14 protein-coding genes are annotated in these 12,898 nt (G+C 39.5%); 4 read left to right on the top strand and 10 right to left on the bottom strand.

Annotation, left to right across the window (positions count from 1 at the left end; all coding sequences use genetic code 11):
* Window positions 1-41 precede the first annotated feature (41 nt).
* Window positions 42-716, top strand: coding sequence for a ComF family protein (locus ABJD71_RS10290; RefSeq protein WP_348168417.1), 675 nt, complete (start codon window positions 42-44; stop codon window positions 714-716).
* Here the strand turns inward: ABJD71_RS10290 and ABJD71_RS10295 are convergent.
* Window positions 697-3,243, bottom strand: a complete 2,547-nt coding sequence (locus ABJD71_RS10295; protein ID WP_348168419.1) for a M14 family zinc carboxypeptidase — start codon at window positions 3,241-3,243, stop codon at window positions 697-699. The two genes, ABJD71_RS10290 and ABJD71_RS10295, sit on opposite strands and share 20 nt — an antisense overlap.
* Window positions 3,244-3,392: 149 nt before the next feature.
* Between ABJD71_RS10295 and nfuA the strand changes: the two genes are divergently transcribed.
* Complete coding sequence (nfuA, locus tag ABJD71_RS10300) at window positions 3,393-3,971, top strand: Fe-S biogenesis protein NfuA (RefSeq protein ID WP_348168422.1); 579 nt, start codon at window positions 3,393-3,395, stop codon at window positions 3,969-3,971.
* Window positions 3,972-4,213: 242 nt separating this feature from the next.
* Here nfuA and ABJD71_RS10305 read toward each other — a convergent pair whose 3' ends face one another.
* A complete protein-coding gene (locus ABJD71_RS10305) occupies window positions 4,214-5,488 on the bottom strand; it encodes an MATE family efflux transporter (RefSeq protein ID WP_348168425.1) in 1,275 nt (424 codons plus the stop codon).
* Between the two features lie 101 nt (window positions 5,489-5,589).
* Between ABJD71_RS10305 and ABJD71_RS10310 the strand changes: the two genes are divergently transcribed.
* Window positions 5,590-6,633 (top strand): polysaccharide deacetylase family protein, encoded by a 1,044-nt coding sequence (locus tag ABJD71_RS10310; RefSeq protein ID WP_348168428.1) that lies wholly within the window; start codon window positions 5,590-5,592, stop codon window positions 6,631-6,633.
* On the opposite strand, the gene ABJD71_RS10315 is transcribed toward ABJD71_RS10310, so the two are convergent.
* From ABJD71_RS10315 to ABJD71_RS10340, 6 genes are read right to left on the bottom strand one after another with little or no spacing between them, the layout of a single operon-like run.
* Window positions 6,630-7,253 carry a GNAT family N-acetyltransferase gene (locus tag ABJD71_RS10315; RefSeq protein ID WP_348168431.1) on the bottom strand — a complete coding sequence of 208 codons (624 nt, stop codon included), beginning with the start codon at window positions 7,251-7,253 and terminating at the stop codon, window positions 6,630-6,632. The genes ABJD71_RS10310 and ABJD71_RS10315 overlap by 4 nt on opposite strands.
* Before the next feature lie 37 nt (window positions 7,254-7,290).
* The gene (locus ABJD71_RS10320) at window positions 7,291-7,938 is read right to left on the bottom strand and encodes an SCO family protein (RefSeq protein WP_348168434.1); all 648 of its coding nucleotides are present in this window, start codon (window positions 7,936-7,938) and stop codon (window positions 7,291-7,293) included.
* A 20-nt stretch (window positions 7,939-7,958) separates the two neighbouring features.
* Window positions 7,959-8,870 (bottom strand): heme o synthase, encoded by a 912-nt coding sequence (cyoE, locus tag ABJD71_RS10325; protein ID WP_348168437.1) that lies wholly within the window; start codon window positions 8,868-8,870, stop codon window positions 7,959-7,961.
* 9 nt (window positions 8,871-8,879) lie between these two features.
* Complete coding sequence (locus ABJD71_RS10330) at window positions 8,880-9,857, bottom strand: COX15/CtaA family protein (protein ID WP_348168512.1); 978 nt, start codon at window positions 9,855-9,857, stop codon at window positions 8,880-8,882.
* Between the two features lie 10 nt (window positions 9,858-9,867).
* Window positions 9,868-10,437 carry a hypothetical protein gene (locus tag ABJD71_RS10335; RefSeq protein ID WP_348168440.1) on the bottom strand — a complete coding sequence of 190 codons (570 nt, stop codon included), beginning with the start codon at window positions 10,435-10,437 and terminating at the stop codon, window positions 9,868-9,870.
* A complete protein-coding gene (locus tag ABJD71_RS10340) occupies window positions 10,424-11,155 on the bottom strand; it encodes an SURF1 family protein (RefSeq protein WP_348168443.1) in 732 nt (243 codons plus the stop codon). The genes ABJD71_RS10335 and ABJD71_RS10340 overlap by 14 nt, the downstream gene beginning before the upstream one ends.
* Before the next feature lie 33 nt (window positions 11,156-11,188).
* On the opposite strand from ABJD71_RS10340, the gene ABJD71_RS10345 reads away from it, so the two are divergent.
* Window positions 11,189-11,398, top strand: a complete 210-nt coding sequence (locus ABJD71_RS10345; RefSeq protein WP_348168447.1) for a DUF2909 domain-containing protein — start codon at window positions 11,189-11,191, stop codon at window positions 11,396-11,398.
* Window positions 11,399-11,435: 37 nt separating this feature from the next.
* Here ABJD71_RS10345 and ABJD71_RS10350 read toward each other — a convergent pair whose 3' ends face one another.
* Window positions 11,436-12,314, bottom strand: a complete 879-nt coding sequence (locus ABJD71_RS10350; RefSeq protein ID WP_348168450.1) for a cytochrome c oxidase subunit 3 — start codon at window positions 12,312-12,314, stop codon at window positions 11,436-11,438.
* Window positions 12,315-12,331: 17 nt separating this feature from the next.
* Window positions 12,332-12,889, bottom strand: coding sequence for a cytochrome c oxidase assembly protein (locus tag ABJD71_RS10355; protein WP_348168453.1), 558 nt, complete (start codon window positions 12,887-12,889; stop codon window positions 12,332-12,334).
* Window positions 12,890-12,898 lie beyond the last annotated feature (9 nt).

Consider the following 12,898-nt stretch of genomic DNA (forward strand, 5'->3'; position numbering starts at 1 on the left):
TGAACTCAAGTCTAAAAATATTAACCAAGGATGGTTACCGTATGTTAATACCATTTGAGCAACATTGCCTTATATGCAAACAATCGTCTACCAATCTTATTTGTCATTATTGTAAAGAAGACTTAGCGTTATTTGAACTGACAAACTTTGACTTTAATTTAATGCTGTACCCAAAAGTGAAAAAGGGATTAACCAAAGTAGATTTCAGCCACCTAGTAGCCTTGGGAGATTATCAGTGGCCACTTTCAAAATTACTTACAGGATTGAAATTTTCAGCTTATATACCTAATGCAAAGGCTCTCGCCAACTTGTTTGTTGAGCATTGTATAAAAGAGCAAACGAATTTACCCCAACTTATACTGCCCATTCCACTTCATAAAAATCGATATTTACAGCGAAAGTATAACCAAAGTATAGAGTTGGCTAAACAAATCAATAAACAAACAAATATTCCTATAACGACATCAATTATGTACCGCAGCAAAGCGACCCAAGCACAAACGAATCTTAGCGCTGCTAAACGACGGCAGAATCTAAAAAATGCTTTTCAAATAGCAACTAAACCTGATTTTTTTCAATATCAGCATGTAGCATTATTTGATGACGTACTTACCACAGGTACCACAATGAACTACGCCTACCATGCTCTTAAAACAGCCTATCCGCATTTGCGAATCGACATCTGGTGCATCTGTATCACCCTTGCGCATCGATAAAGGGTGCCATATAAATAGCATTCGTCATCAACCGGCTTGTGCCATACCAAACACCTCTGAAATTAATGTTATTAGCAAAGGCAATCACCTTTCCTTTACCAACATTGTGAGCCACAACTGCAGCACTCCCACCTATTTGACTTTGTATTTCTTTGGCGGTATGACCTGCCAGAAGCGGCGCTTGCGGGTAGCTAGAAACTGAAACAAAAGGTTTGGGTGGATGACGAAACACTAACGTACTATTGCGAAAAACAGGTAAGGTTTTAGAATGATAACCAAACGCTAGAGGGTGACTTAAATCTAATTGTGTTTCAAACACCGCACCAGCAATACGTTGCTTAGCTAATAAAGCATCTTTATCTTTATAACTTAAATCATCTGTTGCGAATGCTGAGTTAACCTCGCTACTGCTTTTTACCGCAACTTGAAGCCAATTTTTGTTAGAAAACCAAGCCGCTGCCGATTTTTGCCCAATCAGTACTCCTCCTTTACGAAGCCAAGTATCAATATTTAACGTTACTCGGTCAGATAGGCTATTATATGCGCCCTGAACCCAGATCATATGGGTATAGGGTTCTAAGTTAAATGAATCAAGTTCGTATACATCTGTAATGGTCACTGGCATGTCAACATACTGGTCAAGGTAATGCCATATCTCCCCAACTTCATATTGAGACGTACCTTTTCCACCAATTAACAAGACTTTAGGTTGGCGTAGAGTGAGCATTTTACGGCTACCTAAATCTATACCCTGAGTGGTTAAACCTGATGCAATAGAATGAACCGAAATTCCTAAACCCTCTTTTTGCTCTTCAATAATAGTCTTTACATTATCTGGTTGTTTTAGTGCCATAGGCACAATAATCGCACCAGCAGAGAAACTTGTGCCACCTTGGTTTGTTTTAGCATAAAAGGCCGCACCCGCCACTTTAACGTTTACACTATTAGCAAGTAGTCGCTGTAGCAATTTAGGGGCATTATAATCATCCCAAGAAAATGCATAGGCATAAGCACTTGGTTGCAACTCAGGAAAAATAGTTTGCGACGCAATGGCACTTTGTTTGTTAACTCTTGGCACCCTTTCTACTTCAGCATATTGAATATTAAATGCCAGTGGTAAATTCCAATTTGACACATCATAAAAAGTGTTGTCATCAAAGCTTTTACGAGTCGAGAACAAGGATTTAATCAATCGGTATTGGGGTTGATTTAAAGGTACAAAATAACTATGTTGTGCTTCAAACGTTTGGTCATCTATTTTGGTGTTTCTAGCCAGTGGCCAATATTCAATTTTATGGGCCGCCAATATTGATAGCATCTTCTTTAGGCGGGTATTATCAAGCTTTTCCTGCAATAGGTAACCTGCCAAATCATCATCTTTCACTAAGTCATTTGTCTGCTCAAGAAACTCCACTTGATAGTCTAACAAAGCTTGCTTATGCGCTAACGCCCCCTCAAACGTCGATAAAGACGTCGTCACTTGATTTTGAATAGTATCAGAAAATGACAACTCACCATTTACTGTATCTTGCACATGACCACGACTACTCGCCTGTTCAAACAAAATGCCAATACTGCCATGTGCGTCTGGGTAAGTTGAGCCTTTACCATAATAAAAATCATCGTAAGACTCCCCGCTAAAATAGAATTGTTTAGTTTTATCTAAAGCTGCAGCATGAAAATCACCTAATTTAGCCGTTAACTCTACGTTTTTTCTTGGTGTCCACGGATTTTGTCTTGATGGGATACCCGGCTGAAAAAAGTAGGTGCTGTTAGAGCCCATTTCATGAAAATCAGTTAGTACGTGAGGGCGCCATTGATGAAACTGGGTAATTCTTGCTCTTGATTCAGGGTGAGTAAGCAACAACCAATCTCGATTTAAGTCAAACCAGTAATGATTGGTTCTTCCCGATGGCCAAGCTTCTTGGTGCTCTCGATGCTGAGGATCAGACACTAAGGCATTACCCTTATGCATATTTGCCCATTGTGCAAAACGTGATAACCCATCGGGGTTGATGCTAGGGTCTAGCAACACTATATTATTATTTAATAGGTTATCTATTCTTTCATTTTTTCCGGCGGCTAAATAATAGGCGATCAGTAAAGCGGCATTACTTCCAGATGGCTCATTGCCATGAACGCTATAACCCATCCATAAAACAAGTGGATCATTCGCATTTGATGAAGAACCTAAATTTTTTATATGCCGAGATTGAATTTCTGTCAGGTTTTTCTGATTTTCAGGTGATGTAAAAGCAAGTAAGAACAACGGTCTATTTTCATGAGTTCTGCCAGTTTCAACGATACTCACGCGGTCAGATTGACTCGCTAACAACTTCATATAACTAGCAAGCTGGTCATGGCGAACATGCCACTCACCTACTTCGGCTCCCAAGGCATGTGTGGGTGAAGTAACACTAGGGTTATACTCTGTATCACTGGGTAAATAGGCATTATCAGCAACGGCAAAACCGTAATGACTAACAACTAAAAAGGAAAACGCGAAAAGTCGCAGTATAAAATTCATAACGTTCGATCCGATGAAAAAGCAGAAGTTTTTAGAAAAGGGTCGCACGTTTTAGTTAAAATTAACATAAGGAAATGCTATTACCCGAGTGTTTTAGTCAAGTAATTTTGTTATCCTCTTATCATTAATAGTTTGAAGGTATTTGTACGATGATTACAATTTCTGATACAGCTCAAGTCCATTTTGGCAAACTTCTTGAGAAACAAGAACCAGACACCAATATTCGTGTATTTGTGGTCAATCCAGGTACGCCTAGTGCAGAATGCGGGGTATCGTATTGCCCACCAGATGCAGTTGAAGCATCTGACACTGTTTTAGAGTTTAACGGTTTTGATGCAGTAGTCGATTTAGAAAGTGCGCCATTCCTTGAAGAAGCAGAAATCGATTTTGTGACGGACCAAATGGGCTCACAACTTACCCTTAAAGCACCTAATGCAAAAGCCAGAAAAGTCGACGGTGACGCACCACTAAACGAACGTGTGATTTACATGATTGAATCAGAAATCAATCCGCAACTAGCCAGTCATGGCGGTAAAGTTATGTTAGTTGAAATCACAGAAGCCAAAGAAGCTATTCTTGAATTTGGCGGCGGCTGTAATGGTTGTGCCCAAGTTGACGTTACGTTGAAAGACGGCATAGAAAAACAAATGCTTGATCAGTTTCCTGGTGAGCTGACCGCAGTTAAAGATGCCACAGAACATCAAGCTGGCGAACACTCATATTACTAAATACACATAACCAAAGGAAATCCCAATTAACTGGTTACGACAGCTAGCTAATAACCCCACTAAAAGCTGGAATGAGTTTAAGCGGGGTTTAGGAATTTTCTGTGTAGGCGCAATATTGATATTAGTGGGGGCAAAATATAATGCCCTCGTTCAAATTCCGGGTTTGTTTATCCTCTCAGTCGGTTGCCTATATGCTATAAAAGGATACCTTGGTATGCTAGCGCACCGCATGACAGCCAGCTTTAAATCACCACCTGGTCACTCTGAAACTCATTACGATAAAGATAAATAAAGTAACCTCCTAAGCTCAGCCCTCTTGCTAATAAAAACAAAGACATAGCAATCCATAACCCTTGATTTTGCCACTCATAAAAAATATAAAAGGACGGAAAGTACACAACCAATGCACAAAATAGCATACTATTTCGCATAGCTGCCGCTCGGGTTAAACCAACAAAAATCCCATCAAAGAAAAAGCACCAATGGGCAATAATGGGTAAGCTAAAAATAAACCAATAGTAATCGGTGATAGCGGTTTGCAGAAGTTCTTGGTCTGTCAGTAACCGAACAATTTCTTCTCCAAACATAATAAAAATCAAACTATAAACAACCGCTAACAAACTAGACCAAATCAAGCCATGTAAGGTGACTTGCTTTATTCCTTCACTTGATTCACGGCCTTTTTGTTCACCGACTAATGCTTCTGCAGCAAAAGCCACACCGTCTAATCCCAAGGCAATTAAGGTGAAAAACTGCATAAGAATGGCGTTAATAGCAGCATTAGTAGTACTGAACCCTACCCCTTTAAAAATCAAAAATGCAATACATGCTTGTAATGCTAAATTTCGAAAAAATGTATTACCATTCAAATTGAGCAGGGGCTTCAATTGTGAAAAAGTTAACCAATGTCTATCCAGTTCTAAATTAGGTAATTGCTTACCCGCCAGCCATAAACTCGCCACAGTGATGGTATATTCACTTATAACAGTTGCCAGTGCCACGCCTTCGACACCCCAGCTAAACACAAACACAAAGCTTAGACTTAGCGTCACATTGACTAAGTTGCCAAGAACTTGAATTGCCAATACTTGCTTAGTCTTTTGTTGACCTATCATCCACCCTACAAGCGCAAGATTTAACATCGCTGCAGGCGCTCCCCAAATACGTACTTTAAAGTACTCTGTCATTGCCTGCTTAACTAAATCAGTGGCTTCAGAAAACCTCAAACCAAGGTTTAAAATCACGTTCTGTAATGCAAGTATCCCCACCCCTAATATCAGCCCAATTAAGATACTTTGAAATAAAGATTGGTTTATTTTAGAGACGTTAGCAGTGCCTTTCGCCTGCGCGCTCAAACCAGTGCTCGTCATTCGCAAAAAACCACACACCCAGTAAGTTTGTGTGATCAAAAGAGTCGCTACTGATGCCCCAGCTAAAAAGTGACTACCCGGCATGTGGCCTAAGACAGCTGTATCTACTAGCCCCATTAATGGAGTGGTGATATTACTGAGGATCATCGGAAACGCGATAAGCAAAATCTGCTTATGCAGGCTTAGCTGCCAGAAATTTGATAGAATACGTGCTTTAATTTTTACACCATTTTGTTACGGGCCCATTTATGGACATAAGATCATTCTTAATCAGCATAACATTCACTTTGTTTAGCATACAGTTATGGGCAAATGATAACGCAGTCATTTTGGTGTATCACCATGTCAGTACCTCAACACCACCCGTGACCTCTGTCTCGCCTGAAACGTTTCATGAGCACATGAGTTATTTACACAAACACCACACAGTGTTGCCACTTCAGCAAATTGTAGAGAGTCTACAAAACAATCAACAATTACCCGATAAGGCAGTGGCCATTACATTTGATGATGGATACGAGAATATTTATGATAATGCTCACCCAATCATGCAAGAATTTAAGTTTCCTTACACCATATTTGTGAACCCACCACTGATCGGCAAGGCCCATTATCAATTAGATTGGCAACAAGTAAAAGAAATGGCCTCACAAGGTGTTAGCTTTGCGAATCATGGTAATCACCATCCTCATATGTTGACCCGTGAAATCAATGAAACTGAAGACGCTTGGCTAAAAAGATCAATTGAGGACGTGCAAAAAGCCGAACAACACCTAACTGAAAAGTTGGGTTATAGCCTTAAATATTTTGCTTACCCTTATGGTGAATTTAATAACAGGTTAAAAACAGGGTTAGCAGAGCTCGGGTATGTGGGATTTGCTCAGCATAGCGGAGCTATAGCATCTTATAGTGATTTTTCAGCACTACCCCGATTCCCTGCGGCGGGTATTTATAGCAACCTAAAAACACTCAAGGTTAAGCTAAATAGCTTAGCCATGCCTGTTTCTCAAGTATTTCCTAGTGACTCTGTTATTGTTGCCTCTCCTAAAAGCATAACCTTTAACGTAGACATCACAGACCTAAATACTCATCAGATTAATTGCTTTCAAAACAATAAGGTATTACCTAAAAGCGTAATTGATAAGCACATTATCCTAACCCAAAACCCAATAGACACAGCAGGCAGACATAAAATAAACTGTACTGCACCTAGTAAAAAATCCCCATCAAGATATTACTGGTTTTCAAAGCCTCTATTTATGGCCACACCCGATGGACAATGGTTAGATTAAGAACCTTTAAGTTCCTTTATCAAATGCCAATGTGCACCAAGACCTAAATTAAGCATTCTTGGTGTGATACCTGACTCAGTGCTTTTTACAAAGCCTTGGCGTTCATAAAACTCTAAAGCTTGGGTGTTATTAACCGCCACATCTAGACTTAAAAAAGTCTTATTGGCATTTACAGCTTGTTTCTCAACGAAGTCTAATAACGCTTTTCCATAGCCTTGGCCTTGATATTTAGGTGTCACAGATAAGTGACCAACACACCATTCATTTGCAGCTGGCTTGGGGATACAATCTTGGGTAATTAAACTATTTCGAAGAATATTATGGACATGATGAGTCCCATAGAAATCCAATAAACTACTAAGAGTGGCTTGGTGAAAAGCCCCACTAAGTTTGTTATGCCAACTAGATACACAAGCTACCGTTTCTAGATTAGCCACAGCAACCCAATGATTAAGGTAACCATATTGTCCCTCAGGCTCAGTTAAACTTTTAGCTAAAAACTTTAAAGCGGTTAGGTCGGTATTAATATCTAAGATTGCAGCAAGAGTTTCAGGCCCAGAAGCAAGAATAAGAGGAGCTAACGCTTGCGCATCAAATTGTGCAGCTTGCCTGATGTTCACTTTATATTTGCTTTTAGATTACCACGGTTCCTCATAATTACGATTGGGATCCAGCAATAATCGCCGGCATATCTGCGAGAATTTTTTGGCCTTCACTAACTGGCAATTTACCCACTTCAAAGTCTGGTTTAAAGCGCCCAATGACTTGAGCATTTGGATTAATCACTACAACCGAAGAGCTGTGGTCTACTAAGTAATTAGGGTTGTCTGTACTCTCTGACATTGAATACATCATCCCCATCGCTCTGACTAACGGAAACAGTTGCACATGCTCAGCACTAGCTGCAATAAATTCTGGTTCAAAAAAGTGAATATATTCATTCAACCTTTCAATGGTGTCTCGTCTAGGATCAACTGAAATAAATATAATCTGAATGGGGTTATCCGTAGGGATTTTCTTCAAATCTGGATAAATACCTTTTAATTCTGCCAATGTAGTAGGGCAAATATCTGGGCAATAGGTGTAACCTACAAAAACTAAACTCCAGTGATTTTTTAATGTGAGTGGTGTCACTTTTTTACCATTATTTGCCACTAGTTCAAAGTCAGGTAATACTCGAGCTTGGGGATACAAACTAACATGTTGGGTTTGCAGCCCCACTTGTGGCGGTGCAATAAAAACAGAAGCGACCAACCCCACTACCAAAGCGACTAAGGCAATTACTCCTGCTTGAATTTTACTCATCTTTATACATTACTCTATTTTTAAAATTGCACATAATGATCAACCAATAACACAACAAACAATACCATTAAATGAATGATGGAGAATCTAAAAGTATCCATGGCAGTTTTATCATTAGCATCAAACTTGAGTTTCAAAGCGTAATACAAAAAGCCCGCATTTAAAATAGTGGAGCCAGCTAAGTAAATTAGGCCAGCCATCCCTATTAAATAGGGCAATAAACACACCACACCCAATAAAACCGTATATAACAATATAGACGTTTTCGTGAACGCTATACCATGAGTAACAGGTAACATAGGAACTTGTGCTCGCGCATAGTCTTTTTCACGATGAATAGCTAAAGCCCAAAAGTGGGGCGGGGTCCAAGTAAATACAATTAGAACTAATAACAAAGCATTAGCATGAACCTCACCGGTAACTGCTGTCCATCCAAGGAGGGGGGGAATTGCCCCAGCCAACCCACCAATAACAATATTCTGAGGTGTCGCTCGTTTTAGATACATAGTATAAACAACGGCATAGCCGAGTAAGCCTGCGAAGGTTAACACCGCAGTAAGTCGGTTCACCCACAATTCTAGAATGACATAACCTACCATTGTTAGTAGGGCTGCAAAGATTAAAGCTTTTTGGGGAGTGACTTTTCCTTTAACTACTGGCCTGTTGAAAGTTCGAGCCATTTGACTATCAATTTTGCGGTCTACCACGTGATTAACTACTGCCGCTGCCGAAGATAAAAAACCGATACCGATTAATCCTGCAGTAAAGACCTGCCAACCTACCCAAGAATCAGAAGCTAAACACATACCAACTAATGCAGTAAGCAGCAGTAATAAAACCACCTTAGGCTTAGTCATTTCATAGTAATCTTTACATGTACTATAAAAATTGAATGTCACCATTCTTTGTTCCCAAGTCATAACTTTACTCATAACCTTCTCCTATATTTTACGATATAAGGTATATGCGATGGCCACCAATGACAGCAGCAAACAAGCGGCCATCGCATTATGTAAGACCGCGATAACGACAGGTAAACTGAAAACCACATTGCTTACACCTAAAATAACTTGCGCACCTAACACCAACACCATTATTACTGATAACCTTTTAATCAATTTAGAATTTGCCAGAGCAAACAGCCGCATGCCAAACCAGCATAAATACAAAAAAGTAATTAAAGCGCCGAATCGATGCAGTATGTGCATTGTCATTCGTTCATTGTAGTCATGTGCCCCATATTCATAATTGTCTACATCGGGAATGCTAAAGGCGCCTGAAAAATCCAATCTTTGTAGCCAACCTTGCTCACATATTGGAAGTTCAGTACATGCTAGAGCGGCATAATTGGCCGACGTCCAACCTCCTAAAGCAATCTGAACCGTCACAATAACAATGCCCAAAATAGTAAACTTTCGAAACGCTCTGACACGCTGGTCACCACCGGGTATTCGATATGAGCTCAGTTTCAAATATAGTAAAAATAAAGCGGAAAGTAAGGTAAACCCACCTAACAAATGCCCCATAACGACAACTGGTAATAGGTTCAAGGTCACAGTCCACATTCCTAATGCACCTTGAAAGCACACCAAGCACAGCAAGAAAAAGGGGAGTTTAACAGGGGTATTTTCTGCTCTTTTAAATAAGCTGGTCACAAAGATAACTAAAATCATAAAACCAAGGCCAGTAGCAAAATAGCGATGAATCATTTCATTCCAGGCTTTATGTTTTTCAAATGGCCTATCAGGAAAAGCTTGTTGAGCTATCTCTATGTTTTCTGTGGTTTTACTAAAGCTTAAATGCCCATAACATCCAGGCCAATCAGGACAACCTAAGCCAGCATCAGTAAGACGAGCATAAGCCCCTAGGACAATAACAACGAAAGCTAAAAAAATACTCACAACTACTAGCTTTTTCATCATACCTCTCTTATCCAATACGGGATAACTTAAGCACTTTACGCATATCAGACAATATATCACGACTATGTAAAATGGCATCTTCAGTACTTATGTATAAGGGGTAGCGTAAAATAATATTGTTTAACGTATCGGCTATAAAAACCCCTTGAGTACTCGCACCATCAAACACTTGGTTTAAGGTGTCTAAGTTAGTATTTAGCAATCGATAATTAGACTGCTCTTTAATTAATGCAAGCTGTTCTTTATCACTCTGGGCATAAGCAAGTACCACCACTTCTGCTCGATCACTTTCTTTACCTAAGGCACTATGAACTTGAGCAACACTATACAAGGCATTTTCACATACTTCGGTGCACTGCTCTGGCATCACATAGAGTAATTTCCATTTAGGCTCTGGAACTCCGCCTTGTAAGCTGGCCATATCGAGGGCAGGCTGAATTAACTCACCTTTATTAGTAGCAGCTTGATTAAACCAATTATTATCTAGGGCTACTTTTGCTAACAGTACTGGCAATACAAAAGCTGTAATAAAAATAAAAATCGTACTTTTATTCGTTGATTTTTTAACGGGATTCATAACTATTCCTCTGTTGTTTTTTACGATGTGCCACGACAAATACTACAACTGCAGCTAGGGCTAGTAAAAACCACTGCGCAGCATAAGCAAGGTGTTTTTCTGGTGCCATAACAACCCTTTGCCAATGTCGCTCAAAGCCTGACTCTAGCGCTTGGTTTAACAACACTACAAAAGGTAAAAGGTCCTGTTGCAAATGTTGCTGCATAATTTCTAGGTCGACTTGTTGTAAAAGCTTTGGCCATTCACCATCAAGTTTTGCGGTTTCTTGCACCATTATATTTTTAGTTGGATTGGCTATCATCCCAGAGTAATCTGTTAATTCAGAAGGCAGTTTTACCAGTGGCAAAGTTTCGCGACTATTCATAGCGGCAGTCCAACCAAAGTTAGTCAGAACCCAACCCTGCTGAGTTTTTATTGGAACTAAAACGTGATACCCAACCCGACCTTGATGAATTTTATTATCCACTAAAAAGTACCGAATACTGTCTGCTTCACCTTTCATTGAAATCGGCATATCTAGCATATTGTTTCTGTGATCCTTTAGCAGATTCTGTAACGTCATTTGACCTGCGTTTTCAGCTTTTTGAATTGATAACAGCCTGTCTGTTTTTTCTTGTGCTCTTTGTAATTGCCATACACCTAACGTAAACATAATGACAACTGCAAAAAATGTTACTAAGCTAGCAACCGATAAAAAATTTAATTTAGCGTTTTTCATACCCTTTAATAATCAATGTTTAGGAGTAGTTGAATGATCATCAAAATTCTCATTGGCGCATTATTGTTGTTTATGTTGTTCAACCTATTCAAAGCAATGATGATCATGTTAAAAAACGATCCTAAGCAACCTTCAATGACAAAATTTATTGGCCGTAGAGTCATGATATCAGCGCTAATCATTCTGTTAATTTTAGTGGCGATGGCAACAGGTTTGATTACACCAAACCCATCACCTTATTAAAAACACCAAGTAAGCTGGCTTTAACGAAGCCTTCAATTTACAAGATATAAACAAAGAAAAATAATATCACCCACACCACATCTACGAAGTGCCAATACCAACTACCCGCTTGAAAAGCGAAATGATTATCTGGGGTAAAGTGCCCTTTAAAGACTCTTAGCAGCATGATAAATAAGATGACAGTTCCCAGTGTTACGTGGAATCCATGAAACCCAGTCAACATAAAGAAAGTATTACCGTAAATACCCGCATCTAAAGTAAGCCCCATTTCTGTATAAGCATGAACATACTCTTCAACTTGTAACGCTAAAAAAATACAGCCTAAAATGACAGTAAGACTTAACCAAATTTTGAGGTTTTTTCGTTTGTTTTCTTCTAAGGCAACATGGGCCATATGGCACGTCACTGAAGACACCATCAATATAATGGTATTTATGAGAGGTAAACCATACCAGCCCATAGCTTCTGTTTTTGTACCTCCTGGAGTTTCTATCAATGGCCAAACTGCATTAAATGCTGGCCATAAGACTTCACCCGTCATGTCATTATTAGATGCCCCTCCTAACCAAGGTACCGCAATAACTCGTGCATAAAATAATGCGCCAAAGAACGCGGCAAAAAACATCACTTCAGAAAAAATAAACCACGCCATTCCTTGACGATAAGAGCGCCCTAATTGCGAGCTATACATACCACTCATTGATTCATGTATTTGATTTCTAAACCAACCAAATAGCATCACCGCCAAGGTGATTAACCCAGCAGTTAAAATATAACCTCCGTATCCATCTTTATCTCGGGTAATTTCAATGACAAAATTCCCAGCCCCAACGGCTATTAGAAATAATGCAACTGCGCCCATAAACGGCCACGGACTTTCTGCCGGTACATAATACTTTTCATATTTTTCTGACATTTTCCTCTCCTAACCTCTTAATTCATCGCCACAACTTCTACTGAAGATGTGACGTTGTATAGGGTGTATTGAACGGTAAAATAAGTAATATTTTTTGGTAATTGTGGATCAACATAAAACTTCATTGGCATAAAGACCTCTTCTCCCGCCTGCAAGGTTTGTTGCTCAAAGCAAAAACACTCTGTTTTATTCATGTAAAGTGCCGCTGGCCCGGGAGAGACCGAAGGTACAGCCTGTCCTACAATTAAAGAATTAGCAGGATTTCGAACATAAAAATTCACTTGGCTCATCTCACCAGGGTGAACTTTCACTTGTTTGGTTTCAGCTTTAAATTCCCAAGGCATGCCAGTGTTAATACGAGTTATAAAATCCACGGTAATAAGTCTACTTTTATCAACCTCAACCGACTCGTAAACCGCAGCGACTTCAGATGTTTTACCGTTTATACCCAATGCATCACACAAAACATCATAGAGGGGAACCAAAGCAAACCCAAAACCAAACATCCCCAGCACAATAGCGAGTAACTTCACTACCATTTTGTTGTTCTTGTTTTGTGCTTGCTGCTTATCCATAGAAAATTA

It is taken from the genome of Paraglaciecola sp. (genome assembly GCF_039943935.1).
GTDB lineage: Bacteria > Pseudomonadota > Gammaproteobacteria > Enterobacterales > Alteromonadaceae > Paraglaciecola.